The organism is Pseudoalteromonas mucoides, assembly GCF_049257175.1.
In the GTDB taxonomy this organism is placed as follows: domain Bacteria; phylum Pseudomonadota; class Gammaproteobacteria; order Enterobacterales; family Alteromonadaceae; genus Pseudoalteromonas.
The window spans coordinates 47811-74454 of sequence record NZ_JBMMUC010000020.1 but is presented as its reverse complement, the minus strand read 5'-3'; the positions used below and the strand labels follow the sequence as shown (position 1 = coordinate 74454).

Below are 26644 nucleotides of genomic sequence, written 5' to 3'. Positions count from 1 at the left end.
TAAACAGTTAAAAGTGATCTTGAGTATATCAAAAGCATTGATGCTTTCCTTACATATAAAGATAAAAACATACATTTAACTACTTTTATTTACAGCATAGATTAGTCATTAATTTAGCTTTAAAGCGCATATTTTAGTGTTTTGGTATACTTCCGTAAAAAAATTACTACTAATAACTCTCATAAATACATAAAGATAGTCTGAGATACCCAAAACAAAAACTAAATTCTATTGACGTGAGTTTTACTTTCTACTAACTTATTGTAAGCGCTTACATTAACAAAAGTCGGGTTCGGCGATTTTTTTTGACATCTATGTAAGCGCTTACAAGACAACAATCATAAAAGATAAAACAAATCTGGAGATTTGCATGAACCACACATTCTTTAAGAAAAAACAGCTTGCCGTTAGCCTATCAATGGCGATGGGCTTAAGTGCACTGTCATCTCATAACGCTATCGCCGAAGAAGAGCCCGCAACAACAAATGAAATGGAAGTAATACAAGTTTCAGGTATTCGCGGTAGCTTGGTTAAATCAATGGACATCAAGCGTCAGTCAGCTGGTGTTGTAGATGCTATTACTTCTGAAGATATTGGTAAATTCCCTGATACTAACCTTGCTGAGTCGCTGCAACGAATCACTGGTGTATCAATTGATCGCAGTAATGGTGAAGGTAGTAAAATCACTGTCCGTGGTTTTGGCCCTGAGTTTAACCTAGTAACACTCAACGACCGCCAAATGCCTACAACCGGTGGACGTTCATTTGATTTTGGTAATATAGCAACAGAAAGTGTAAGTGGTGTTGAAGTTTATAAAACAGCTCGCGCTGACGCTTCTAGTGGCGGTATTGGTGCAACTGTAAATATCACAACCGCAAAGCCACTATCAAATCCAGGTATGCATGCATCAATAGGTGCAAAAGCAGTAATGGATACCTCAAATGAAACTGGTAGTGATGTAACTCCTGAACTTTCTGGTATTTATAGCAATACATTTAATGATGACAAATTTGGTATTTTAATTTCAGGCTCTGTTCAAGAGCGTGATAACCGTGAACAATCTATGGCGGTTGATAACTGGATCCCAGATGTCGATTTGTCAACTTCCCCAAACCTTGCCCTAACTGATAACAATCAACGTGCTGACGGGTCAACGTGGTATCCACAAAATGCAGGTTATGCATTTTCTGATAACAGCCGTAAACGTACCAACGGCCAATTGGTTCTTCAATATGCGCCAACAGATAATATTACAGCTACCGTTGATTACACTTACTCAAAGCTTGAGTTCGAAAAAGATGGCCGCAGCTTTGGCCTATGGTTTAATAATGGTGGTAGCGTAAATGCAGCTACAATTAATGAAAATGGTACTTACACACAAGTAACTGAAGTCGGTGGAGACTACTCGACTAACTTAAACCAAGGTAAAACCGAAAACGAAAATAAATCACTCGGTTTTAATATTGATTGGCAAGTAACAGACACGCTAAATATAGAATTTGATGCGCACAGCTCATCAGCTACAAGTGCAGGCGTTGGCATTGGCCAAGATGCATTCATGATTATCGGTAATACCTCATGCGACTGGTGTGAAAACCCAACAGTTAATATCGATGAGAAAATGGCGGACTTTAGCCAAGGCGAAATCCCTCTAATTGATATGACTTTAACTAATGGTCAAGCAGAGATCTTACCTAGTGACATGGGCACCCTATTTGCCGGTGTAAATAAAGATGTCAACACAAATGACTTAGACCAATATCAACTTAAAGGTACTTGGTATAATGAAGATAGCGGCGCATTAGCCAGTATCAACTTTGGTGTTTCACATACTAAAATTGATTTTCGTACAACGTCAGCTTATTCAGGTCAATTAGCTGCTGGTTGGTGGACTAAGTCAGCTGATTGGTATGATGATGGCTTATTTTCCCGTGTAGACAGCACTGGTTTACTTGATGGTTTTTCAGGTGGTGGTAGCGACAAATTATTAAACTACTACTACGATGCTGACTTTGACAAAATTGTCTCAATTGCAGAGAGTATCGACTGTGATCACCCTGATGCTGGCTTAGGTGCATGCACTTGGCCTGCGGATGTTAATGGCCAAGTTCAATCAGGCCCAATTGATGACGATCATCGAGTAAGTGAAAAAACCTTAGCATTTTACATGCAAGCTAACTTTGAAACTGAATTTAATGGCATGCCTGTGAATATCACTACAGGCCTACGTTATGAACAAACCGATGTTTCATCAAGCAGCCTTGAGCGTCCAGCTATAAATATGGAATGGGTAAATGGCAGTGAGTGGTCATATATCTATGCAGATGAACGCTCTTTCTCTACAGGTGAAGGCACGACTAAAGAGTTTTTACCTAGCTTTGATATGAACGTTGAAGTAGTTGAAGATGTTATTGCACGTTTTTCTTACAGCAGAAGTTTAGCTCGACCTCCAGTTAGTGCACTTCGTTCAACTACATCATTTTTAGGTAATCCTAAAGTGGGTCAACGTAAAGTTACTGTAGGTAACCCTGCATTAAAGCCTTACACCGCTGACAATGTTGACTTATCACTTGAATATTACTACGGCCAAGGAAGCTATGTATCTGCTGGTTATTACCGTAAACAAGTTGAAAACTTTTTAGTCAACGTAACGACTGAAGAAACGATAAGTGATATTACTGATGCGTTTATTGGTGAACGTGCCGAACAAGCGCGAGCAGACTTAGCTGAAGCAGGCATTCAACCAACAGACCAAGCAATACATGACCAAATCAACGCGAACTTAGGAAATGAAGCAGGCACACCAATCCTAGGTGATAGTACTGATCCTCTTGCTACATTCTATGTATCACGTGATACAAATGTTGAAACAGCAAATCTATGGGGTTGGGAATTAGCTTCACAACATATGTTTGGTGATTCTGGTTTTGGTATTGCAGCTAATGCAACATTTGTGTTCGGTGATGTTGAAGCTGACCGTGATACCATTGGTTATCAGTTTGCGTTACCTGGTTTGAGTGACTCTGCTAACTTCTCTGCTATCTATGATTTAGATGGCTTATCAGCACGAGTTTCTTATAACTGGCGAGATGAGTTTTTAACAGGTTTTGACCAACATTCTGCCCCCATCTTCACTGAAGCCTATGGCCAGTGGGATGTGAATGTAAACTACGCAGTTAACGAGCAATTTACAGTGTTTATTGAAGGTTTAAATTTAACCGACGAAACACAACGTACATACGTTCGTTACTCTGAGCAGTTACTACGTGCTAACCAGTATGGCGCCCGATATAATATCGGCTTCCGTTACGCTTTCTAGCATTTTGTTGTCAAAAAGCCGCTTAATGCGGCTTTTTTTTGCTACGATATTTATATCTTAATCTTGGTAATTATTAATGGCGACATCCACTATAAACCACATTGTTATTATTGGCGGCGGAAGTGCTGGTTGGCTAAGTGCAGGTTTAATTGCAGCTCAACCACATTTAACTCATAACGCAAAAGTCACTTTAATTGAATCTCCCAATGTCCCAACTCTTGGTGTTGGAGAAGGCACATGGCCTACTATGCGCCAAACTTTAAAAACCATAGGGATCAGTGAAACAGAGTTTATCCGTCAGTGTGACGCATCTTTTAAACAAGGATCACGCTTCGATGGTTGGTGTCATAACGATAGTAATGACGACTCTAATGAACATTATTACCACCCATTCAGCTTACCTGTAGCCTATCAAAGTCTGAACATTGCACCGTATTGGTTTGCTCAGCATAACGCAGTAAGCTTTAGTCACGCTGTATCGAGCCAAACTTATCTTTGCGATCATAATAAAGCCCCAAAAACCCATTTACACAGTGACTACCAAGCACTTGCTAATTACGGCTATCACTTAGATGCTGGTAAGTTTGCACTGATGTTACAGCATCATTGTATTGATAAACTCAACGTTCAGCACATTATTAGTCATGTTGATGAAGTAATTAACGATGAAGATGACTATATCAATGCAGTGCAAACCAGAGACCATGGCCTTATAACGGGCGATTTATTTATTGATTGCTCAGGCCACCACGGCCGCTTAATTGATCAGCACTACAAAATTCCTTTGCAAACCCAAGATCATATTTTATTTAATGATCGTGCCGTTGCAGTTCAGGTTCCTTATGCAAATGATGAGCAAGAAATACTGTCTTATACTAAAGCTACAGCTCAAGATACTGGTTGGGTGTGGGATATTGGGTTGCAAAGTCGCCGTGGTGTCGGCATGGTGTATTCAAGTAAATTTGAATCGACTGATGGTGCTAAAGATAAGTTAATTAGCTATTTAAAAACCACGCAAGATGAGTTGGTATTAAATGAATTAACGATTCGCGAACTTAAGTTTACTCCTGGTTATCGTGAGCAATTCTGGTATAAGAATTGTATTGCAATCGGCATGTCAGCCGGCTTTATTGAGCCGCTTGAAGCCTCGGCTTTAGTGATGGTTGAACTAAGCTTAAATAACCTGTTAGCTAATTTTCCAACGAATAGAAAAGCAATGCCGCAACTTACAAAACGCTTCAATCAACAAACTCATTATCGTTGGCAACGTATTATTGAATTTTTAAAATTACATTATATTTTATCAAAACGTACTTCTGAATATTGGCAAGCACACAAAGTGCCAACCTCAATACCGAGTGCGTTGATGGATAACCTTGCTCTGTGGCAATACCAAAGTCCATGGGTGAATGATTTTGACCGTGCGCAAGAAGTGTTTTCAGCAGCGAGTTACCAATACATTTTATATGGTATGAAGCAGCTACCGCAGTTCCCTCAGATGAAAATGCCCGCAGCCGTAATAGAGCATTTTACCAATAGCCAACAAGAGGCTAAACAGGGATTGACAAAACTGCCCACTAACCGTCATTTACTTAATCATATTAAAAAATTTGGCTTACAACCGATTTAACATGCAGGAGGCCATATGGCCAATCACGTTTTACTTGATAACATTAGCCACAAAAACTTAAAAGTGATCACTGAACGTGGTGCTAAATGGGGTGACTCAATTAGTTGCTGCACAATTTTCCCCAGTGAGTTTGTGAAAGTTCAAGCACAACAACCTATCGTATTTCGTAAACACCCTCATACCGGTCAATTTGAAGCCCTTGCATTATTTGGTTTTGAAAATGGTGAAAACTTGCTACTCGATGAACATGGTAAATTAATGCTGAATTATCTGCCACTTAGTATGCAACGCCAACCATTTCTTATAGGCCAGCAAACACAATATAATCAAGGGATACCTGAGCAGTCTTTAGTGGTTCATTTAGACTTAGACAGCCCTCGTATTAATCAAGAGCAAGGCGAAACTATATTTTTGGAGCACGGTGGTAATAGCGATTACTTAAATCATATAGCTCAAGTGCTCAATACTCTTCATATTGAAAACCAAGCGCAACCTGTTTTTTTTGAACAACTATTAGCATATAATCTACTAGAAGCTTTTTCGATTGAATACCAGCAAAAAAATGGTGAAAAGGTTACTGTAGGTGGTTTTTACACACTCAACCAACAAGTGTTAAATACACTCAATGCAGAGCAATTAAAAACGCTTCAACAAAGTGGTTATCTACACGCTATTTATATGGCTATTGCGTCATTGGAGCAAATACCTACGCTACTCAATAAAAAGTGGGCAACGCAGTAATGCAAAGTTTAGCTCATCAAATTCAGCAACAAGTAAAGCAATATCATATTGATAATATTTCCGATCTACCTGCTTTTTTAGCTGAGCAAACAACCCCTATCGTAATCAAAGGAGTATGCGCACATTGGCCGATGGTTCAAAGCGCATATCGCAGTGACACTGACGCACTAAAGTACTTAGCTAATATTGCCAGTAACTCGCCTGTACGCGCTTTTACAGCAAAAGCAAAAGAGCAAGGCCGATACTTTTATAACACCGATATGACTGACCTAAACTTTACTCAATACGCGAGTAATTTAGTTGAGTTAATCACTACACTGAAGCAAACATTAAATACGCAAGCACCTGATTCATATTATATGGGGTCAACTGCGAGTGATTATTGTGCGCCTGAATTTACGACTCAAAACCCATTAAATGTAACAAGTCATCACTGTTTAACAAGTTTATGGGTGGGAAATCACAGTCGCATTGCAGCTCATTACGATAATGCTGATAACTTAGCCTGTGTAGGAGCTGGTAGCCGTGAATTTATTTTATTTTCACCTGAGCAAGTCGATAACTTATACATTGGTCCATTAGAATTCACCCCTGCTGGACAAGCTATTAGCTTGGTTGATTTTATGGCCCCCGACTTCAATCGTTTCCCACGTTTTAAAAATGCCCTAGATAACGCACAAATAGCAAAGCTTGAACCTGGCGACGGTATATTCATCCCTGCACTTTGGTGGCACCACGTCAGTGCTCATAGCCAATTTAACGTGCTCGTTAATTATTGGTGGCGTCAAGCGCCTGATTACTTAGCTAACCCATTCGATGCCATGTTGCACAGCATGTTGGCAATAAAAGACTTACCGCAGTCACAAAAAACCCATTGGCAAAAATTTTTTGAACATTATGTATTTAGTGAAGATAAAAAGTTAGACGCCCAAATAGTACCGCATGTTAAGGGGATTTTGGGAGATATAGATGAGCAAACAGCCCGTAGAGTTCGCCAATTACTGCTGCAAAAATTAAATCGTTAATACTTAAATAGATCATAAAGTTGAGTCAAAAGCCAGTAAATGTAACGAGTTCGGCGATACAAAAACTGGCTCAAGACTCAAAGCTTGTTACTTGCGCATACCTATAATCGACTTTGCGCTAGGCTGAACCGTTGCGCAGCCTTTACCTGTTTCAGGGTTAACAGAGCATTGAAAAACGCGAACATAATCCACCAGCATTTGCTTATCAAAACCACTTTCATCCACCCCTTTGTCATTGACATTAGCCGGCCAATTACCGCCAATAGCAAAATTAAGTAACAGGTGAAAACGCTTATCAAAGGGGGCAAAGCCCGTATTCTCGACAAATGTTCCATCGACTTGCTTTGATTTTGAATACCATTGCTCACTGTTAAAAGTAGCAAAATGAATATTATCAACGTACCAACGAATTTCATCTTGCTGCCACTCCATAGCATAAGTATGAAATACATCAGCAGGGTTTTGATCAACTGCAAATGAATACGCTAAACCACTGTAAACATTTTCAGGTGCAGCGCCACCATAATGCAAAGTGCCATGAATGCGGCTTTCAAGTGTGCCTTTAGGTGCTTTTTTATCATCAGTGACGGTTTTTAAATTTACCGCTTCCATGATGTCAATTTCGCCCGATGATGCCCATGTTCCATACTCCCAATCGGTGGGTAACATCCAAATTGCAGGCCATGTTCCCTGCCCTGCTGGTAACTTTGCTCGAATCTCAAAGCGGCCATAGCGCCAATCACCGTGTTCTTTCGTTCGCAACCGTGCAGAGGTAAAGGGTTGCGTACCTTGTAATTTAGCTTGTGCGGCACTGGTTACTTCATCAGCGTTATACAAAGGCCCTGTGTAATCTTCTTTTATAGCAACTATGTGTAATAGACCATCTTGTAAATAACTGTTCTTTGAACGTGCGGTATAACATTGTTGCTCATCGTTACCACCGCCACGACAATTAACCTCGTGCTGCCATTTATTTAAATCAATATTTGTTGCGTTAAACTCATCCTGCCATACAAGCTGCCAGCCGTGACCAATACTGGCCTCAACCGGCTGCTGCGTATGTTGGCAGGCGCTTAATGCGCCTGCCAACATTAAGAGAGCACATGCCTTTACTGACATGAGATCACGTTTTCGCTTGCATGCTCACTAGTAATACTCAGCTGTGCAATTGATACCTGCCATGATGCAGATGTAGATAACTGCCAAGGAGAAAATACCTGCGATAAATTGACACCTTGCTCAGTAAAGCAAGCCAAGTCTATATTGACTGTTTGCCACTGATTTGTACTTTGCAGTTGTTTAGCAATATCAAATTTACCTTGGCAACCTTCACCACACTGCATACCAAGCCAAAGCGCGGCATCTGCACTTTGTTCTACTTTAACTTGCATTTGTAGCTGGCCTGCTTTTTCAACGTATGAGCGTAAATCAGACGGAAATGATCCCATCAAACGTACTGCTGCAAGCTCTTCACCAGTAAAGGTTATAGCTCGCGCATCTTCTTGAACCTCTTTATCAAAAGTTTTAACACTTACAGCGCCAACAGATTCACGGCTACTTGCCATGGTTTTTTGTTGCTCACCACTTTGTAACACCAAGCTCCATGGTGCTTTCACTGCTCGGTCAAATAACACTAAATCTTCAAGCTGTTGTGTTACATTACTTGTCTCAGCTAAATCATCACCCAGCGTGTTTTTATCGTTATAGCTTAAACCAAAACCATAAGGTAGTAGTGGCGCATAATCTGCATCACCTCGGTTTTCGTTATCAATAGGGTTATTAGGCCAAGAAAATGATAACTTACCTTTAAAATCATGATTTACAGAGCCATCAGCATCAGTAAATAGCACATCACTGATTGCATCCCCTTCCGTACCTGGTAACCAGGTCGCAACGAATGCATCACTGGCATTTAGCTCAGCATTTACCCACATTGGGCGGCCACTAATAAATAATGACACAACAGGGATACCAGCCTCTTTCAACTTACGTAATAAGGCTAAGTCTGTTTTATTACCACGTTGGTATTCAAGGTTATCTAGATCACCATTACCTTCTGCGTATGGTTGTTCACCAAAAACAACAATTGCAATATCTGGACGAGTATTGAACTCACCATTTAAGTCATACTGAACTTGCCCGCCCGCTTGCTTAACAGTGTGTTCAATACCATCCAAAATCGATGTACCACCAGGGAAGTCACTATTTTCGTTACCAGTTCCTTGCCATGTGATGCTCCAACCGCCCGATTGCATACCTATGTTATCGGCACCTAAACCTGCAACCAATACGTTTGCTTTAGGTGAAAGCGGTAACAACTGCTCTTTATTTTTAAGTAAAACCAACGACTCACGCACAGCTTGTTTTGCAATAGCACGATGTTCTGCGCTCCCTATCACTTCTGTTTTACCTGAAAGAGGACGCTGTGCAGGGCTTGGTTTTTCAAATAATCCTGCGCGCATTTTTACACGTAAAATACGTGTTACCGCATCATCAATGCGAGACTGTGCAATTGCACCTTCATGTACTTGGGCAATTAAGTTTTCATACAAAGGTTTCCACGCGTCTGTTGGCACCATATATACATCTAGCCCGGCATTTGCCGCTTGAGCACAATTACCATTAGTACAACCTGGTATTTGCCCATGACCGTTCCAGTCACCAACAACAAATCCATCAAAACCCATCTTACCTTTTAGTACGTCAGTAAGTAGGTATTTACTACCATGAATTTTCTCACCATTCCAACTATTAAAAGAGGCCATCACAGTTTGCGCACCAGCACCTAAACCACCAACATAACCTTGAGCATGAATGTTAAACAAGTCAGCTTCACTATCAATATTATTACCTTGATCGTCACCACCTTGAGTACCACCGTCACCTAAGAAGTGTTTAACTGTACTGATCACTCGCTCATCAGATAAAAAGTCTTTATCTACCGAACCCTGTAAGCCTTTTACTATCGCTGCGGAGTAATCTTTTACTATCTGGGGATCTTCTGAGTAACCTTCGTATGTTCGACCCCAACGGTCGTCTCGCACTACAGCAACTGTAGGAGCAAATACCCAGTCAATACCTGTCACCATCACTTCTTGCGCAGTTGCAGCGGCAATTTTCTCAATTAACGCAGGGTTATTTGTTGCACCTAAACCAATATTATGTGGGAATAACGTTGCACCAATTACATTGTTATGACCATGCACAGCATCAGTACCCCACATAGTAGGAATGCGGCTGCCATCAAGTGAATCATCTACAGATGCTTGATACATTTTCTCTGCAAGTGCTATCCAATCATCGGCTGTTGCATGTTTATTATCGTTAGGGAAAGCACCACCACCGTTCAAATACGAACCAAAGCCATACTTACGCATATCTTCAACTGTTATATCGCGTATCTCTGGTTGGATCATTTGGGCAATTTTTTGCTCAAGAGTCATTTCAGATAATAACTTGGCTATTTTAGCTTCCATGTCAGCATCATCTTTTATGCCTGTAGTGATCATTGGCCAAATTTGTTGCTCAACCGCTTCTTTAGTTTGCATATGATCTGACCCAGTGCAGCCGCTCATCGCTATTGTAGAAACCATCAGTGCCGAAAGTGTGAAAGGTTTTTTTAATGTCATGAGTTCCACCTAATTATGAATGACGAGAAGAGGATACTTTTGAGCCAAATAGCGCAAAGTAAGTGATATAAATATAACAACCGATAGGAAGTAACAACGCTAGTTGCACACCAATACTATCAGCCAGAACACCTTGTAAAAGTGGAATAATTGCACCACCTACAATAGCTAAGCATAAGATACCAGAACCTTGTGACGTGTATTTACCTAACCCTTGTAGTGCTAAACTAAAAATAGTTGGGAACATAATTGAGTTACATAAGCCCACTAATAAAATGGCCCACATGGCTAGTGTGCCTTGCCCTGTCATAGCAACTAAAATGAGCACTACGGCTAAAACAGCATGGCAAGCTAGTACTGTATGAGCGTTAATTTTTTGCATAATGACGGCACCAGCAAAGCGGCCTATCATTGCGCCTGCAAAGTAATAACTAATATAATGAGCTGCTTGTTGCTCGCTTAACGCTGCAATGTGGTCAAGAGTTAAAAAGCCTACCAGAAAGCTACCAATTGCTACTTCAGCACCAACATAAACAAAAATACCTAAAGCACCAAAAATAAGATGGCGATATTGCCAAACACTACCTAAATCAACAAAGTTATCATCTACTTGAGCATTTTCATTTGAATCCGCTTTGCCCAGTTTAGGTAACTTCAAGAATGCAAATATTACAGCAAGTACTAGTAAGCTTGCCGCTAAAATTAAATAAGGTAGTTTGACTTGTTCAGCTGTGGCTTGGCTTACTTCGCTGAGGATTAACCAACCACCAAAGATAGGCGCTACGGTTGTGCCTAAAGAGTTAAAGGCTTGTGTCATTGTTAAACGTGATGATGCCGTTTTAGCTGAGCCTAAAACACTAACATAAGGATTTGCAGAGACTTGTAAAATTGTGATACCACTTGCTAATACGAATAAAGCAAACAAAAATAGTTCATACACGTGTGCATCTGCTGCTGGGTAAAATAGTGCACAACCTATTGCTGCAACAACTAAACCAACGACAATACCGTACTGATAACCTATTTTGCTTACCAACTTCCCTGCAGGGATTGACATCACAAAGTAGGCTCCAAAAAAGCAAAATTGAACTAGCATTGCTTGGGTATAATTGAGCGAGAACATACCTTTTAGATAAGGTATTAGAATATCATTTAAACAGGTAATAAAGCCCCACATAAAAAATAATGTGGTCAATGATGCTAAAGCAAATGTTTGCTTTGGCATTCCTTGTAGCTGGCTGTGTTGAGTTGTTGTCAAAGGCGCTTGTGCCATAATATATCTCTAATTAATTATTAATTATCAGTTCATTACACCTATTACGGTACTTTAAGTATAATTTTTAAAAGCAAATAATAGTTGCAACATAAAATGTAAGCGCTTACATTTATATCATATAAATCGAATTTAGCAATTTATTTACAATAATATTGTAAGCGCTTACATAAACCCGCTATGCTGTATTCAACCTTATACACATTGCTATTATAAGTTACAGGACACCCAAATCGTGTTTAAAACAATTTCTTTACCCAGCCATTCGCCAATGCTAAAACCATCATTTACATTTGGAGTGGCTACAGCGTCTTTTCAAATAGAGGGGGCGAGAGACACACGCCTAGCATGTATTTGGGACACATTCTGTAAACAGCCTAATGCAATTGCAGATAAAAGTGACGGCGACACTGCATGTGATCACGTTAATTTATGGCAACAAGATGTAGAGATGATTGCTGATTTAGCTGTTGATGCCTATCGACTTTCTATTTCATGGCCTCGTGCAATGAACCAAGATGGTACTGTTAATCAACAAGGTATGGGCTTTTACCGCGATTTACTAACGGCATTAAAAGCACGAAATATTAAAACCTATGTCACTTTGTATCACTGGGATTTGCCTCAATATTTAGAAGATGATGGTGGCTGGGTAAACCGCGATACCGCTTATGCTTTTGCAGCCTATGCCGATATTGTCAGTAAAGAGCTTGCTGGGTTGGTTGATTCCTATGCAACATTAAACGAACCATTTTGTAGCGCTTACTTAGGCTATGAAATTGGCGTACATGCACCAGGCATAAAAAGCCAAAAAGCTGGACGTCAAGCTGCACATCACTTGTTACTTGCACATGGTCTTGCCATGCAAGTATTGCGCAAGAATAGCCCTGAAACAGAAGCCGGCATTGTCCTTAATTTTAGCCCAACCTACCCACTTACAACTAATGACAAATTAGCTGCATTTCAGGCTGATCAATATCATAACCAGTGGTATATAAAAGCGGTCTTTGAGGGGGAATATCCATCACTACTCAATGAACTACCAGAACAAGTACAGCCAGATATACTTCCCCAAGATATGGCAATAATAAGTCAACCTATCGACTTTTTAGGGGTTAATTACTACACCCGAATCCATTATAAATGCACTGCTAATAGCTGGTTTGAAGAAGCCACATTAGATAACGTACCGATAACCGATATGGGTTGGGAAATATATCCACAAGGTTTAACTGAATTACTTGTATCATTAAATGAGCTATATACTTTACCTAAAGTGTATATCACAGAAAATGGCGCAGCAATGGCTGACACGATATGTGAAGAACAAGTGCTCGATTATGATCGTGTAAGCTATTATCATACACACTTAAATGCCGTTAACGATGCCATAACCCAGGGCGTTGATGTGCAGGGATATTTTGCATGGAGCTTAATGGATAACTTTGAATGGGCTTACGGCTACGAAAAGCGCTTTGGTCTTGTATATATTGATTATCAATCCCAACACCGCATACTTAAAGAAAGTGCTAAACAATACCGTGAACTATTAAAACAACGCTAAAAACGAGTTCCTACCATGCTAACTAAAAAAGAAAAAATAGCCTACGGTTTAGGTGATACTGCCAGTAATATTATCTTTCAAACGGTAATGCTTTTTTTAACTTTTTTTTACACTGATATTTTTGGCATATCACCAGCAGTAGTAGGTACTTTATTTTTAGTTGTACGAATTGTTGATGCGATAACAGACCCATTAATGGGCTCACTAACTGATTCAACCCGTACCCGTTATGGCAGTTACCGTCCTTATTTACTCTGGTTAGCAGTACCATTTGGGGTGATAAGTATTATTACTTTTACTACACCAGAGCTTTCACCCTCAGGCAAAGTGATTTATGCATTTATTACTTACACTTTGCTTATGTTAGTTTATACCGCGATTAATATTCCCTACTCAGCATTAGGTGGCGTACTTAGTAAGGATCCTAACGAGCGAGTATCTATTCAATCATATCGCTTTGTTTTTGGTATGCTAGGCGGCTTAATCGTCAGTAGCTGTACATTACCACTTGTGGATTGGCTCGGTAAAGGCGATAACGCGTTAGGCTACCAACTGACTATGGTACTTATGAGTTGCCTTGGTGTTGCCCTTTTTCTAATTTGTTTTAAGTTCACTAAAGAGCGGGTAAGTGCTGCTCAAACTAATCAATTAAAGCTTAAACAACAGATGGTCGTACTTTGGCGGAACGGCCCATTTAGAGTGCTTTGTGGTGCATCATTGATGCTACTAACCAGTATGGTATTGCGGACAACGTTGGCTATTTACTACGTTAAATACGTACTTGGTGAAGCCGATTTGGTCACACAATTTATAACTTTAGGCATGATAGGGAATATTTTAGGGTGTGCTTGCGCCCAACCTCTTAGTAAATATGTTGATAAAAAAACGGCTTATATTTACCTACAATACATCTCAGCTGCCATTAGCTGTATTGCATTTTGGCTCCCTGGTGAAAACCTTATCCTTGCGTTTTTCGTGTACTTTTTATGGTGTTTCTTTACTCAAATGGCAACACCGTTATTATGGGCTAAAATGGCTGATACCATTGATTATGGACAGTGGCAAGATGGTCAACGGTTGACTGGTTTAGTATATGCTAGCGTCGTATTTTTTATCAAGTTAGGCTTAGCCCTCGGAGGGGCAAGTGCAGGTTGGTTACTCGCTTATTATGGTTATCAAGCCGGTGCTGAACTCTCTGAGTCGACAAAAAACGGCATACTAATATCATTTACTTTATACCCCGCTATCGGCAGCGTGCTTGTCGCTTTGATTATGAAAAGGTATATTCTTGATAATAAAACCGTCGAGCAAATAAGTGCTGATTTAACGGCTCAAAATAAAGCATCGTCTGATACGAAAAAGGATTAACATGGCCACCATTTATGAGGTGTCAAAGCTTGCTGGAGTATCTCTGGCAACCGTCTCAAGAGTAATGAATAATAATGCGAATGTTAGTGATGCTACACGTAAAAAAGTAACAAGTGCTATGACGGAACTAGGTTATCGCCCTAACTCAATTGCACAATCACTTGCATCAAATTGCTCTAATAGCGTTGGCTTACTTGTATCAGAACTCTCTGGTCCCTTCTATGGTCCTATGATGGGTGGAATTGAAGATGCTTTTCGTAATCAAGGTAAGCATGTAATTATAGCCGCAGGTCACAGTGATAAAGAGCGTGAAGAACAAGCTATTGAGTTTCTAATAAGTCGTAACTGTGATGGTTTAATATTACATGTTGAAGCTGTTAGCGATGAATACCTTATCAACCTTAGCAAAAGTGAAACCCCATTCGTTTTACTTAACCGTTTTATCGCTGAGCTCGCGGATCGTTGTATTGTATTAGATAACGTACGTGGTGGATACTTAGCAACCAAACATGTTTTGGAGCAAGGCCATAAACATATCGCTTACATCAGTGGACCACTTTGGAAAAAAGATGCCCAAGACCGCCTTTTAGGCCATAAAAAGGCATTACAAGAATACGATATGGCCTTTGATGAAACACTACTCTATGAGGGGGATTTCATGGAAGGTAGTGGTACACAGGGTTACATAGATCTGCATAATAGTGCTCATCACTTTAGTGCGCTAGTCTGTGCTAATGATGAAATGGCGACAGGCGCAATGGCTAGTGCTCGTGAGTTTGGTATAGCGTTACCCGAGCAGCTTTCAATTATGGGCTTTGATAATGTGTTATTTACCCGCCATACGTACCCACCTTTAAGCACGATTGATTATCCTATCAACAACATGGGCCGCATGGCTGCAAGTTGGATTTTAAGTGAGGTATACCGTAAGCAGACCCCACAATTACAAACTATTTTTGAGCCTGAATTAGTGATTCGCCAATCAATCTTCAATAAGCGTTGATAACAACGATAAGTTAATTGGCTTCAAAAGCACTTGATCTATTTTAAGGTGTTCTGTTTGTAGAGGGTCAGGCTCTACTCCACTGACAATTACACGTTTTAAGTGAGGGTAATGTTGCTTAACATAATTTGCTAATTCTAGGCCGCTTCCATCAGGTAAGTGCATATCTAGTAATACTTTATCGTAGTTAGCGTCACTTTTTAACATTGTTATACATTGATCAAAACTATCTGCAACGGCTGTTTCTACACCAAGGCTTTCAAGTAGTAATTGTGTGATTTGAGCTGCATCCGCATCATCTTCAACAAGTAAAAAGCGTGTTGTTAAAGGCACTGATTCAGGCACTGATTTTATTTTAGCTGAAGGTTCTTCAAGGCCTTTCTTTGTTTTTGTTAAATATCCCTGCAAGCACTGATACAATAAGCTGGTATCAACTGGCTTGCCTATAACATCATTGAAACCCAGCGCCGTCAGCTCGCTATGGATCCCTTTCATAGTGGCAGCTGTAAGAGCAATTATAGCACCTGAAAAACCCATTTTTCTAAGTTCGATGGTCGCCTCTTTGCCACCCATCACCGGCATGTGAATATCTAAAAATACAATGTCATATGGCTCACCTTGCTGAGCCGCTTTTTTTACTTTATCTAGTGCCTGTTTGCCATGTTCAGCATAATCTACTTTAGCCCCAGCAGAAGAAAGCATATGCCCTACGAGCACGCGTAGATCACGTAAATCATCTACGACTAAGACTCGCCCTGAAACTTTACATGGTGCGGTTTTTTGCTGCATGTTAGGTGTTAAATCTAACTTCAGCACATGGCGCTCTACATTCTCAATATTGCCTGGATACAATGAAATCGTGAACTCTGAACCCTCACCGACTGTTGACTCAAGCGATATGCCACCTTGCATCCGATTTAATAACTCAGAGCAAATAGCTAACCCAAGCCCAGCCCCACCTACAGAGCGGGACTCAACATCGGCAATTTGTTCAAATGGCTTAAATATTAATTCTTGTTTTTCTTTGGCAATGCCTAAGCCTGAGTCTTTAATACTAAAAAATAGCATTTCTTGATTATCAACAACCTTTGTCCATGCACGAACAATGATTTCACCTTGCTCAGTAAATTTAATTGCATTATTGATAATATTAATCAAAATCTGCCTAAATCGAGTGGCATCGATACTGACAACCAAAGGCAATGGATGTAAAGACTCAAACCGTAGTGATAAACCTTTATCAAGCGCAGATACACGCATTAAAGTAAATACATCAGCCATTAAACTATCGAGATTGACATCGGCACAGGTTAATTCAAGCTTATCAGCAGCAATCTTAGAGAGATCCAATACATCATTCAATAAGCTTAGTAAGTGCTTACCATTGCGGTAAATAACACCAAGTTCATGGCCTGCGTTATCATTACACTCGCTTTGCATGAGTAACTCTGTGTAGCCCAAAATTGAAGATAATGGTGTACGGAGTTCATGGCTCAAATGAGCTAAAAACCGGTCTTTTGACCGGTTTTCAGCCTCGGCTTTGAGACGTTCGATTCGCTCATCTTCTATATCACGCCTAGCAAGCGCATAACGTATAGAGCGAGCAAATCGACTATTACTCATTTCATTTTTTACTAAATAATCCACAGCACCCGCATCAAGTGCTGCAGAATCAAGAGCCTCATTAGACTGACCTGTGAGCATTATGATTGGGCCTGTAAAACCGTTTTCAATAGCTTGCTTGAGCACCACAAGGCCGTCAGAGGCACCTAGTCGGTAGTCAAGTAAACATATATCATGCTGATTTGTACTTAGCACTTCAACTGCCTTTGCAGGCTCACTGATCCAATCTATGTCAAAGGTATGCGAACTAAGCTGTTCTAAGTAATCACATGTAAGAATATAGTCATCTTCATCATCTTCAACTAGTAACAATTTAGTCGCTTTATCTAACATTTCTTCTCCACTTTAATCGTTAAACGTACTTGGCAGTTCTACAAATTCTACCCAATATCTACCTAATGTTTTCATAAGATCCACCAAACCATCAAATGTAACGGGTTTGGTAATATATGAAGCTGCGCCCAAGTCATAGCCTTTAACCATATCTTCTTCTTGTTTTGATGTGGTTAAAATAACAACAGGAATACCTTTTAAGTTTGGATTAGCCTTAATCGCCTGTAGAGCCTCTCGCCCATCCATTCTTGGCATATTTAAATCTAACAAAATCAAACCAGGTCGTGGCGAGGCATCTTTATCCTCGTATTTTCCTTTTCGTTCAAGATACTCCAATAACTCAACGCCATCTTCAACGAAGTGTAAGTCATTTATGACACGGCTTTCAGCTAGTGCATCTTGTGCTAATAAACGATCATCTTCATCATCATCAGCCATCAAAATGGTGATAGGTTTTACTTTATTGAATGGCATTAAAGCCTCTCCTTACAATGTGAAAAGCTCAGCTTCCACAGGTAGTTTAATGATGAAGGTTGCACCCTCACCGTCTTGGCTTTGTGCCGTTATTGTGCCGCCGTGACGTTCAACAATGCGTCGGCAAACAGATAAACCTATCCCTGTGCCTTTGTATTGTGAGCGCCCGTGCAATCGCTGAAACGGTACAAAAATTTTATCCGCATATTCCTCAGAAAAGCCAATACCATTATCTTTAATAGTAATTATTTGCCACTCTACTTCAGTGTTTAGTTCATCACTAAACTCTTTTTTGTGCTCATAATCTACATTAATAATGGGCGCTACATTTTCTCTTCTAAATTTTATCGCATTTGAAAGAAGATTTAAAAACAGCTGCTGCATTTGACTAATATCGGCCTGAATCACAGGCATTTCACTGACATGAACTTGTGTATTTGACTCTTGAATAGCAATTTCTAAATCACTGATAATTTCATCTAATACAACTTTTAAATCAGTATCGCTAAAGTCTTTACCTCTTGTTGTCACACGTGAGAATTCAAGTAAATCATTGATCAAATTCGACATACGTTGCGCCGCATTTTTCATTCGAGCAATGTAGTCAATGCCTTTTTCGCCTAGTTCATCTTTGAACATGGTTTCTAATCGGTCACTAAACGCTTGTATTTTACGTAGCGGTTCTTGTAAATCATGGCTTGCAACAAATGCAAACTCTTCAAGTTCCCTGTTGCTTCGGCTAAGCTCATCAGAATATAAGGTTAACTCTTGTGTACGCTCAGTTACTTTTGAAGCAAGTGTTTCGTTTTGTCGCTCAAGCTCTAATCTATATTTAGCTGACTCTCGTAGATTAATTCGTGTCAGAACAAACATGCCAATAATTAATAAAGCACTCGTCACTGCAGTGATAGCAAACGTAATTTTTGCTTCTTTTTTAATTTGTCCTAGCTTTCTAAATTGCTCAAACTTAAAAGCCGACTCCGCACCTTGAATTTCATCGGTTAATACCCGAATCTCTCTATAGAGGTTTCGTCCTTGATGAGTTTCAAGTAAATAATGTGCTCGACGCTCTTTGTCAGCTAATGCAAGTTCCGCTGTACGCGTTAATACAGCAACTTTGTCATCCACTAAATGTAGTAAAGTTGCCACTTTTTCTGCCTGACCATCTATTTCAGAGCGTAGCCCTTTTACCAGTGCCGCTTGTGAATTTAATTGCTCAATTGCATCATAGTATGGTGCTAAGTAGTCATCTTCGCCAGTAAGTAAATAACCTCGTTGACCCGACTCAGCTTGAACAACCGACAAGTGTAATTTTTCGATCGCAGTGCTGAGCATGCCAGTATCATCCAAACGTTGCTGTGTTTGGGTTAAGCTTTGAATCGTATTTATAGCTAAAACAGCGTTACCAACTACAATACACAGCACCACAGCGATAAAACTTGCCCAAATAATATTCGTTTTACCCTGTTGCTTTTGCAGCTTCATTTAACTTCCTTTATCATCATATTTATTCAGTCGAGTCTAAATCTGAAATATTCTGTAAACTTTCACTACATTGCTGACAGTTAGTAATTATTTTGTCCAAAGCTGCTAATGCCTTATCTTTTGGCATATCATTTTCAAGTACTAATTTTATCAACTCTGCATTCATTGAAATTCGATTCAAAGGTGCTCGTGCATCATGAACCAGCGTTCTTAATGTGTCGTTATTACTCATGAATCTCCTTAATTTTACTAGCTATATTCACCTATGCCACCGTAGGCATTTAAGCGGTTGTACAATGTTTTTGTACTAATCCCAAGCATTTGTGCTGCCAAGGTCTTATTACCCTGTACTTTGTCTAACGTCGCGTGGATCAACTCTTTCTCGACTTCTTCTATAGTCTGACCAGCACTGACTTGATTAGCTTGCGTTTGCTTATTTACTCGTGAAAAAGGCGACTCTAAATTCTGCGGTAAAGTAATACTTTTACCTTTAGGGTCGCTCATGATAAAGGCGCGGTGTATCGCATGGCGAAGCTCACGTACATTGCCAGGCCAATCATAGCTTTCAAGCTCTTTTAATTGGTTTGCTTGCCATTTAAAATCGGTTCCATTCTCTTCGTTAAGCTGCTCTAAAAATGCTTTGGCTAACAGCGGAATATCTTCTTTTCGATCACGTAATGCAGGTATATCAATAGGGAAAACGGCTAAACGAAAATATATATCCTCACGGATAATGTTATTTTGGGCTAAATCGGTCAAAGAACGATTTGTTGCAGATATTACCCTACAGTTGACCGGTAACTCTTTATTACCACCCACACGGGTTACTTTTTTGCTCTCTAACACGCGTAATAAATTAGGTTGCATGTCGATAGGCATCTCAGTTACTTCATCTAAAAATAAAGTCCCTGTGGCTGCTTGCTCAAACACACCTTCTTTACGGGCAATAGCGCCTGTAAAAGCACCTTTCTCATGGCCGAATAATTCACTGCCAATTAATTCTTTTGATAACGCACCGCAGTTAGTCGCGACCAATGGTCCTTGGCACTGGCTCGCATTATGAATCGCTTGCGCCACGACCTCTTTACCCGCACCACTTTCACCCATTAACATCACGTTTGCGTTGGTATTCGCGACGCGTTCAATCATGGTGTACAGTTGCTGCATTACGGCTGACTCGCCAATTAATGTACCAAAATGCTTATCGATACTTGGTTTTAACTTTTTCTTTTCAGTGTTTTTCTTAGGATTTAAAACACGTTCAATGTCTTCACGTTGCAATGGCTTAACTAAGTGACCGACATTAGGTGCACACATTTCAGCTAATTTGCCTTTTACTGATGGGTGCCCTGAAATTAACGTGATTTTAGGCGTTTGCCCAATACTTTCTAAATGCTCAACTAAATGCAAACCACTGCCATCAGGCAGCATAAAATCTAAAAACACATGATCAAAAGTATTATTCACAAACCACTCTTGAGCTTCTGCAAGATTAGCTGCAGTGTCTATATTGTGGCCTAAGAATTCGACGATATGACATACAACATCACTAAACTCGCTGTCATCATCGACTAAAAGAATGTTTAACATGATAAATCCCTATGCTTTTTATTATCGACCAGCCTAACATATTAAATACATGCTTATTCTATGAAATCGATTATTAACTCAACATTTACGCAAGCAAAGTTAATTTAGATCATTTTTACGGTATAATTTTATAAATTTATTTTTGCTTGTAAAGATATGCGCCTTCTCAAAACCTATATTCACCCCAGTATTAACGCCGATAATCCGAGTCAATTTACACGAATTACGAGCCGCGCCATCGCTTTAAAAGGCGATAAACTGTTGCTTATGTATACACAGCGCTATGAAGACTATAGCCTCCCTGGTGGTGGGGTTGATGAAGGTGAAAGCATTGAGCAAGGTTTACTTCGTGAACTGCAAGAAGAAACCGGTGCGCAAAATATAAAAGTTACAGGTGAGTTTGGTCTTTATGAAGAATACCGCCCTTGGTATAAAGATGACTTTGCCGTTATTCACATCAAGTCATTCTGCTATTTTTGTGATATTGATGAACAGCTAGGTCAGGCACAATTAGAGCATTACGAACAGCAAAATGGTATGCAAGCCAAATGGGTAAACATACATGAAGCCATTGCTCATAATGAACGCACAATCGCTAATAGCGACAAACAAGGGCTATCCATCATTAGAGAAACTTACCTGCTAAAAGAAATAGCTAAGCAGCTTTAGTAAGGAATGGTTTATCACGATAAAATCGATATAAACCAACTATATTACTGGTTAAAAATAAGCATTCCATTACTACGGCTATCGGCGATACGACCATTATATTGTGCGCAATCCACATGCTCGTACCTACGAGCATCATGGAACGTAGTTTAAGATCTTGAGATTGAAATGACGCCACAGTTTGAATAAGTGTAGCGGCTAAAGCAATTCCACTTAACCAACTATGCCACGTTAACAGAACCGCAGTTACACTGAATAAAATAAAACACAACATCATCAAACGTTGTCTTGCAAAAACACAATATAAGTACCGTGTGGCTGCAATGAGCATTAGCCAACCAGCACTTTGTTGCCCCAATAAAAAAAAGTGCCAAGCAGTCAATAAAACCGAGCCAAACAAACACAGTAAAATTAATCGCCTAGATTTAAATTGAAATGACGCTAAATCTAGCAGCGTAGCGACACCGACCAAACATTGTGATAGTAAAAACATACTGACTCCTGAAAAACAGCAGTCTAATTTACTGAATCAAGTGTTGCCTTAACTTAAGTTAAGACGTTTACGAATTCGCGATAAAGAAATAGGTGAAACACCGATATACATCGCTACTTCAGTTAGGGTTAGCTGCGCCAGCCAATGTGGCTTTTGTGCCAACAAATAACGATAGCGCTGCTCAGGTGTATTTAATAGCAAAAATGCTTCTTTCGCTTCTTTAAATAATAATTGCTGTGATACCAATTGCAGCTTTAGCTCATACCAGTCAGGTTGTTCAATTTTAGTTAATGGCACAGCTATAAGCCGCGCAGACTTTATCACTTTAATTTGATATAGCGCAGGCGTTTTAGTGAGCCAGTTACCAAATAACAGTACGAATTCATCTTTAAAATAGAACTCTTTGCACTTTTTTTCGCCGTTATCTGAGTTATGAAATGCAGCTAACACCCCATCTAAGACTAAATAGCCAAACTGCTGTTTTTGACCTTGCTGAAGTAAAACCTCACCTCGTTCAAATGTGGTAACCGCAAACTGCTTGTTACACTGTGCAAGAATAGCCTTTGCCAAGGTGGTATAGCTATCGCCTAACTGAAGTTTAGATAAATCATGCATCGATTGCCATTAACTCCTTAGTAATGTTTTTTGCGCTAATTCCATCTCTTGCAATGTATTTTTGCCCGCACCATAACGGTGAAAAATCACTTTTCCCTAGCGCTTCAGAGCGTGTTCGTAAGGCCCCTAATGCAATACTCGCAAATGGAAATGCTGGGGCTTGAAGTGGTAAAGTACCCAGTTCACGCATAATACGGTTTTCAAATCCCCTCGCCGCTCGCCCTGAAAAAATAGTTGTGAGCGCGGTACTATTTACATTTTGATTTAAAATAGCCTGTCGATGCAGCGCTGAAGTTGTCGCCTCTTGGCATAATAAATACGCACTTCCCACTTGCACCGTTGCAGCGCCAAGAGCAAGTATTTGCTTAACATCTTCTGCCGTGGCAATTCCGCCCGCGGCGATCACCGGGATATCAAGCTTACCAACACATTGCTCAACAAGTAACGCTGTTGGCTGTTGCAACTTTAAATCCATTGATAAAAAGTGACCTCTATGGCCGCCCGCCTCAAGGCCTTGGGCAATAACTGCATCAGCACCGTTAGCTTCAAGCCATTTAGCCTCATTCACAGTGGTTGCACTGGAAATAACCTTACCACCCCAGCTTTTAATTTTTTCTACAATGTCAGCCGCTGGCAGACCAAAATGAAAACTTACCACTGGCGGCTTAAATGGTGCAATAAGCTCTACTATCTCAGTATTAATTGGCTGGCGTGTTGCCGTCATACCCAAGCTAGATTCGTCGATCCCTAGCTCTGTAAAATAAGGGGCGAGCAATGTATGCCATTGGCGCTTTTGTTGTTGAGTATAAGATGTTGGTTTATGGCAAAAAAAGTTTAAGTTGTAAGGTCTATCTGTGGCCTTAGATAGTTTTGTAATCTCACTTAGTAACTGCTCTTTTGCCAACATAGCGCAAGGTAATGAACCTAAACCCCCACTATTACTTACAGCCGCAGCTAAGCGATAGTCTTGTACTCCCGCCATGGGAGCTTGGATAAGTGATAACTCAGTATTAAAAAGTGTTTGCATGTGGGAGTCCTTGTAACTTTTTCATCCATTTGCATTAATTACTTGCACTAACCTAAAACCACAACGAGATTAACGCTATTTATTTTATATAAAATTCATATAAAGCAATATGTTAAAACCTAATTCATTGCTTAACTAAGAATTGGTGTTAGCCTTGCACACTCCTTACTTAATATTATTTGTAAGGAGATAAAGATGACAAACACAGTAACGACAATCAACCCTGCGACAGAGCAAGCTATCGAAGACTATACCTTGCTTGACTTAGAACAGGCAAAAAATGAGATAGATAAAAGCCATGAGGCTTTTTTGCAATGGCGTCACGTTTCATTGACTGAGCGAGCAAAACACTTGAACCAACTCGCTCATGTTTTTGAGCAACAAAAAAAATCCCTTGCTACTTTAATGACCCAAGAGATGGGTAAACTGTATGAACAAGGCCTGCAAGAAGTCGAACTGTGTGCTGCAATATGCCGTTACAGTGCCGAACATGGGCAGACACAACTCGCTGATGAAGAGCGTCCAATGCAAAATGGTCGAGCACTCATTAGTTATCAGCCTACGGGTGTACTACTGGGTATTCAACCTTGGAACTTTCCGCTTTATCAAGTTATACGTTATGCAGTGACCAATGTAATGGCAGGCAATACAGCTGTACTCAAACATGCCGGCAATGTATTTGGTATGGCTGAAAAAATAGAAGCAATGTTTATTGAAGCTGGCTTCCCAAGCCATGTGTTTAAAAACTTACTTATTGACGGCAAAACCGCCAGCGAGCTTATCAGCCATAAGGCAATTCGCGGTGTAACATTTACAGGTAGCGATGGCACAGGTAAAAAAGTGGCTGAAGCAGCTGGTAAGCATGTGAAAAAAACAGTACTTGAACTGGGTAGTAATGATGCTTACTTAGTACTCGATGATGCAGATTTAGAGCTTGCGATTAAAACATGTGTGCAAGGTCGTATGATTAATAACGGTCAAACATGTGTATCAGCAAAACGTTATGTTGTAGTCGACTCGCTATATGATGACTTTAAAGCAGGTATTGCCGAGCAGTTTAAAGGCTTAAAACTTGGTGATCCGATGGATGAAAACTCTGACCTAGGCCCAATGGCTCGAGAAGATTTAAGAGACAAAATACATCAGCAAGTTCAAGAGTCTGTTGATGCTGGCGCTAAAATAGTTCTTGGTGGCGAAATCCCTGATCAAACTGGTTTTTATTACCCTGCGACACTGCTTGAAAACTTATCACCAGGCATGCCTGCTTATGATGATGAGTTATTTGGCCCTGTGGCCTCATTGATAAAAGCGAAAGACAATGAAGATGCGATGCGCATCGCTAATGACTCTCGCTATGGCTTAGGTGGTGGTATTTTCTCAAAAGATGAGAAGAAAGCCATAGAGCTGGCAAAAAAACACTTTGATACCGGTATGGTAAATATCAATGGTTATGGCTTAGCGCAACCAAACTTACCTTTTGGTGGTGTAAAAGACAGTGGTTATGGACGTGAGCACGGTGGATTTGGTATTCGTGAATTTGTGAATATCAAAACAATTATGATCAACAGCTAATTTCATATCTTTTTAATAACCAAAGGGCCTTTATGGGCCCTTTTTGTTTTTGAAGGTCGGTACTTGTTGTTTATCGACTTCATCCATTTTTAGCTTTTCAGCAACCTCTAAAGTATTTTCATCTTTATCTAATTGCGATTCTTGCTCAGCATTTTGATATACCAACTCAGTTAATAGCGCAAAATGATCTGACCCATATTTAGCTAAGCGCTTAATGCGCTTCACGGTAAAGCCAGTACTGTGAAACAAATGATCCAGCGGCCAGCGCATAAAGAAATAATCAGCATGAAAAGTATTAAAAAAGCCCCTTCCTTTACGTGGGTCTAAAAAGCCGCTGAGCTTCATAAATAATTGTGTCGTGCGCGACCACGCAACATCATTTAAATCACCTGCCACAATCACCGGTCTTATGGGATCTTTAACGGCTTTAGCCACCATAATTAACTCACTATCGCGCGTGCGAGAAGTTTCTTTTTCCGTGGGGCTTGGCGGCTCAGGGTGAATAAAGTGACCCTGTATGATCAGGCCATCTGCATTTTCAAATAAAAGATGGATTGACGGAATATCAGGCGACACTAATTCACAGATTTTATGTTGAATGATCTTATATTTACTAAATATATGCATGCCATAACGATTGTCTTTTGGGCATGCAATACGGTAAGGGTAATCATCATGCAGCTCAGTTAATTGTTCTTGCCACCAGCTATCACTTTCTAACGTAACGAGTAAGTCAGGTTCGTGCTGTTTAACCAAAGCAACTAAATCTTCACTATTGTGGTTAGACATCAAAACATTTGCACTCATTATTCGCACACTATGAGCTACATCCTCATCACTACTTTTAACTTCTTTTTTAGCGAGCCAAGTATATGGAAATATCCACCATCCCTGCATTATTATGACGAGCGAACTCACCCCAACGACGGTAAAAAAAGTCGTTGGCATTTCGTTATAAATTATTGCAGTAATGCATGCGCACACAAGGCTAATGACAGCCCCGTAAAATACCTGCAATCGAATGAAATCAGCGCCTCTGACTGCAAAGTGCTGGCTATATGAAAGCGGCAAAATACTCGCAATGAATAACACAACCGTAATGACCGTTAATAATATGAACACACATCAATCCTTGTAGTTTTGTAAATTAAAAACAAACGCTTTTAGCATAGCAACTACAGATGAATCAGCAATGAAATCTTTTGATTGAA

At 40.0% G+C, this 26644-nt stretch carries 21 protein-coding genes; 9 read left to right on the top strand and 12 right to left on the bottom strand.

What is annotated here, in order from left to right; translation table 11 throughout:
- The first annotated feature begins 370 nt into the window (after positions 1-370).
- From AAEU30_RS18955 to AAEU30_RS18940, 4 genes are all read left to right on the top strand, one after another.
- On the top strand, positions 371-3319 hold the full coding sequence (locus tag AAEU30_RS18955) for a TonB-dependent receptor (protein ID WP_421961886.1): 2949 nt from the start codon (positions 371-373) through the stop codon (positions 3317-3319).
- A gap of 76 nt (positions 3320-3395) precedes the next feature.
- Positions 3396-4949, top strand: a complete 1554-nt coding sequence (locus AAEU30_RS18950) for a tryptophan halogenase family protein (RefSeq protein WP_421961885.1) — start codon at positions 3396-3398, stop codon at positions 4947-4949.
- A 15-nt stretch (positions 4950-4964) separates the two neighbouring features.
- Positions 4965-5690: a SapC family protein gene (locus tag AAEU30_RS18945; protein ID WP_421961884.1), complete on the top strand. Its 726-nt coding sequence runs from the start codon at positions 4965-4967 to the stop codon at positions 5688-5690.
- Positions 5690-6715, top strand: a complete 1026-nt coding sequence (locus AAEU30_RS18940; protein ID WP_421961883.1) for a cupin-like domain-containing protein — start codon at positions 5690-5692, stop codon at positions 6713-6715. Before AAEU30_RS18945 ends, AAEU30_RS18940 begins: the two co-directional genes overlap by 1 nt.
- 87 nt (positions 6716-6802) lie before the next feature.
- On the opposite strand, the gene AAEU30_RS18935 is transcribed toward AAEU30_RS18940, so the two are convergent.
- Genes AAEU30_RS18935 through AAEU30_RS18925 form a run of 3 tightly spaced genes read right to left on the bottom strand, consistent with a single transcriptional unit; the run spans position 6803 to position 11617 of the window.
- Positions 6803-7834 carry a glycoside hydrolase family 16 protein gene (locus tag AAEU30_RS18935; protein WP_421961882.1) on the bottom strand — a complete coding sequence of 344 codons (1032 nt, stop codon included), beginning with the start codon at positions 7832-7834 and terminating at the stop codon, positions 6803-6805.
- Positions 7825-10344, bottom strand: coding sequence for a glycoside hydrolase family 3 protein (locus tag AAEU30_RS18930; RefSeq protein WP_421961881.1), 2520 nt, complete (start codon positions 10342-10344; stop codon positions 7825-7827). The genes AAEU30_RS18935 and AAEU30_RS18930 overlap by 10 nt, the downstream gene beginning before the upstream one ends.
- Before the next feature lie 13 nt (positions 10345-10357).
- Positions 10358-11617 carry a sugar MFS transporter gene (locus AAEU30_RS18925; RefSeq protein ID WP_421961880.1) on the bottom strand — a complete coding sequence of 420 codons (1260 nt, stop codon included), beginning with the start codon at positions 11615-11617 and terminating at the stop codon, positions 10358-10360.
- 271 nt (positions 11618-11888) lie between these two features.
- Between AAEU30_RS18925 and AAEU30_RS18920 the strand changes: the two genes are divergently transcribed.
- The 3 genes from AAEU30_RS18920 to AAEU30_RS18910 are packed head-to-tail and all read left to right on the top strand — an operon-like array spanning position 11889 to position 15552.
- Complete coding sequence (locus AAEU30_RS18920) at positions 11889-13181, top strand: GH1 family beta-glucosidase (protein WP_421961915.1); 1293 nt, start codon at positions 11889-11891, stop codon at positions 13179-13181.
- A gap of 15 nt (positions 13182-13196) precedes the next feature.
- Positions 13197-14549 (top strand): glycoside-pentoside-hexuronide (GPH):cation symporter, encoded by a 1353-nt coding sequence (locus AAEU30_RS18915; RefSeq protein WP_421961879.1) that lies wholly within the window; start codon positions 13197-13199, stop codon positions 14547-14549.
- 1 nt (position 14550) lies between these two features.
- Positions 14551-15552, top strand: a complete 1002-nt coding sequence (locus tag AAEU30_RS18910; protein ID WP_421961878.1) for a LacI family DNA-binding transcriptional regulator — start codon at positions 14551-14553, stop codon at positions 15550-15552.
- Here AAEU30_RS18910 and AAEU30_RS18905 read toward each other — a convergent pair.
- From AAEU30_RS18905 to AAEU30_RS18885, 5 genes are read right to left on the bottom strand one after another with little or no spacing between them, the layout of a single operon-like run.
- Positions 15532-17508: a response regulator gene (locus tag AAEU30_RS18905; RefSeq protein WP_421961877.1), complete on the bottom strand. Its 1977-nt coding sequence runs from the start codon at positions 17506-17508 to the stop codon at positions 15532-15534. The two genes, AAEU30_RS18910 and AAEU30_RS18905, sit on opposite strands and share 21 nt — an antisense overlap.
- Positions 17509-17520: 12 nt before the next feature.
- Positions 17521-17982: a response regulator gene (locus tag AAEU30_RS18900; RefSeq protein ID WP_421961876.1), complete on the bottom strand. Its 462-nt coding sequence runs from the start codon at positions 17980-17982 to the stop codon at positions 17521-17523.
- A 12-nt stretch (positions 17983-17994) separates the two neighbouring features.
- Positions 17995-19467 (bottom strand): sensor histidine kinase, encoded by a 1473-nt coding sequence (locus AAEU30_RS18895; protein ID WP_421961875.1) that lies wholly within the window; start codon positions 19465-19467, stop codon positions 17995-17997.
- 22 nt (positions 19468-19489) lie between these two features.
- Positions 19490-19699 (bottom strand): histidine kinase dimerization/phospho-acceptor domain-containing protein, encoded by a 210-nt coding sequence (locus AAEU30_RS18890; RefSeq protein WP_421961874.1) that lies wholly within the window; start codon positions 19697-19699, stop codon positions 19490-19492.
- 17 nt (positions 19700-19716) lie between these two features.
- On the bottom strand, positions 19717-21057 hold the full coding sequence (locus AAEU30_RS18885; protein WP_421961873.1) for a sigma-54-dependent transcriptional regulator: 1341 nt from the start codon (positions 21055-21057) through the stop codon (positions 19717-19719).
- A gap of 156 nt (positions 21058-21213) precedes the next feature.
- On the opposite strand from AAEU30_RS18885, the gene AAEU30_RS18880 reads away from it, so the two are divergent.
- On the top strand, positions 21214-21726 hold the full coding sequence (locus tag AAEU30_RS18880) for an NUDIX hydrolase (protein WP_421961872.1): 513 nt from the start codon (positions 21214-21216) through the stop codon (positions 21724-21726).
- Here the strand turns inward: AAEU30_RS18880 and AAEU30_RS18875 are convergent.
- The 3 genes from AAEU30_RS18875 to AAEU30_RS18865 are packed head-to-tail and all read right to left on the bottom strand — an operon-like array spanning position 21713 to position 23861.
- Complete coding sequence (locus AAEU30_RS18875) at positions 21713-22219, bottom strand: YgjV family protein (RefSeq protein WP_421961871.1); 507 nt, start codon at positions 22217-22219, stop codon at positions 21713-21715. The genes AAEU30_RS18880 and AAEU30_RS18875 overlap by 14 nt on opposite strands.
- 48 nt (positions 22220-22267) lie before the next feature.
- Complete coding sequence (locus AAEU30_RS18870; RefSeq protein ID WP_421961870.1) at positions 22268-22834, bottom strand: Crp/Fnr family transcriptional regulator; 567 nt, start codon at positions 22832-22834, stop codon at positions 22268-22270.
- A complete protein-coding gene (locus AAEU30_RS18865) occupies positions 22827-23861 on the bottom strand; it encodes an NAD(P)H-dependent flavin oxidoreductase (RefSeq protein WP_421961869.1) in 1035 nt (344 codons plus the stop codon). Before AAEU30_RS18865 ends, AAEU30_RS18870 begins: the two co-directional genes overlap by 8 nt.
- A 195-nt stretch (positions 23862-24056) precedes the next feature.
- Between AAEU30_RS18865 and AAEU30_RS18860 the strand changes: the two genes are divergently transcribed.
- Positions 24057-25433: an NAD-dependent succinate-semialdehyde dehydrogenase gene (locus AAEU30_RS18860; protein WP_421961868.1), complete on the top strand. Its 1377-nt coding sequence runs from the start codon at positions 24057-24059 to the stop codon at positions 25431-25433.
- 30 nt (positions 25434-25463) lie between these two features.
- Here AAEU30_RS18860 and AAEU30_RS18855 read toward each other — a convergent pair whose 3' ends face one another.
- Complete coding sequence (locus tag AAEU30_RS18855; RefSeq protein WP_421961867.1) at positions 25464-26555, bottom strand: endonuclease/exonuclease/phosphatase family protein; 1092 nt, start codon at positions 26553-26555, stop codon at positions 25464-25466.
- Positions 26556-26644 lie beyond the last annotated feature (89 nt).

Excerpts from the sequence above, each read along its gene's own strand:
- AAEU30_RS18885 (WP_421961873.1), bottom strand. The coding sequence starts at position 21,057 with ATGTTAAACATTCTTTTAGTCGATGATGACAGCGAGTTTAGTGATGTT.
- AAEU30_RS18910 (WP_421961878.1), top strand. The coding sequence starts at position 14,551 with ATGGCCACCATTTATGAGGTGTCAAAGCTTGCTGGAGTATCTCTGGCA.
- AAEU30_RS18925 (WP_421961880.1), bottom strand. The coding sequence starts at position 11,617 with ATGGCACAAGCGCCTTTGACAACAACTCAACACAGCCAGCTACAAGGA.
- AAEU30_RS18950 (WP_421961885.1), top strand. The coding sequence starts at position 3,396 with ATGGCGACATCCACTATAAACCACATTGTTATTATTGGCGGCGGAAGT.
- AAEU30_RS18890 (WP_421961874.1), bottom strand. The coding sequence starts at position 19,699 with ATGAGTAATAACGACACATTAAGAACGCTGGTTCATGATGCACGAGCA.
- AAEU30_RS18900 (WP_421961876.1), bottom strand. The coding sequence starts at position 17,982 with ATGCCATTCAATAAAGTAAAACCTATCACCATTTTGATGGCTGATGAT.
- AAEU30_RS18920 (WP_421961915.1), top strand. The coding sequence starts at position 11,889 with ATGCTAAAACCATCATTTACATTTGGAGTGGCTACAGCGTCTTTTCAA.
- AAEU30_RS18875 (WP_421961871.1), bottom strand. The coding sequence starts at position 22,219 with ATGTTTTTACTATCACAATGTTTGGTCGGTGTCGCTACGCTGCTAGAT.
- AAEU30_RS18880 (WP_421961872.1), top strand. The coding sequence starts at position 21,214 with ATGCGCCTTCTCAAAACCTATATTCACCCCAGTATTAACGCCGATAAT.
- AAEU30_RS18895 (WP_421961875.1), bottom strand. The coding sequence starts at position 19,467 with ATGAAGCTGCAAAAGCAACAGGGTAAAACGAATATTATTTGGGCAAGT.
- AAEU30_RS18915 (WP_421961879.1), top strand. The coding sequence starts at position 13,197 with ATGCTAACTAAAAAAGAAAAAATAGCCTACGGTTTAGGTGATACTGCC.
- AAEU30_RS18940 (WP_421961883.1), top strand. The coding sequence starts at position 5,690 with ATGCAAAGTTTAGCTCATCAAATTCAGCAACAAGTAAAGCAATATCAT.
- AAEU30_RS18870 (WP_421961870.1), bottom strand. The coding sequence starts at position 22,834 with ATGCATGATTTATCTAAACTTCAGTTAGGCGATAGCTATACCACCTTG.
- AAEU30_RS18930 (WP_421961881.1), bottom strand. The coding sequence starts at position 10,344 with ATGACATTAAAAAAACCTTTCACACTTTCGGCACTGATGGTTTCTACA.
- AAEU30_RS18955 (WP_421961886.1), top strand. The coding sequence starts at position 371 with ATGAACCACACATTCTTTAAGAAAAAACAGCTTGCCGTTAGCCTATCA.
- AAEU30_RS18935 (WP_421961882.1), bottom strand. The coding sequence starts at position 7,834 with ATGTCAGTAAAGGCATGTGCTCTCTTAATGTTGGCAGGCGCATTAAGC.
- AAEU30_RS18945 (WP_421961884.1), top strand. The coding sequence starts at position 4,965 with ATGGCCAATCACGTTTTACTTGATAACATTAGCCACAAAAACTTAAAA.
- AAEU30_RS18860 (WP_421961868.1), top strand. The coding sequence starts at position 24,057 with ATGACAAACACAGTAACGACAATCAACCCTGCGACAGAGCAAGCTATC.
- AAEU30_RS18905 (WP_421961877.1), bottom strand. The coding sequence starts at position 17,508 with ATGTTAGATAAAGCGACTAAATTGTTACTAGTTGAAGATGATGAAGAT.
- AAEU30_RS18865 (WP_421961869.1), bottom strand. The coding sequence starts at position 23,861 with ATGCAAACACTTTTTAATACTGAGTTATCACTTATCCAAGCTCCCATG.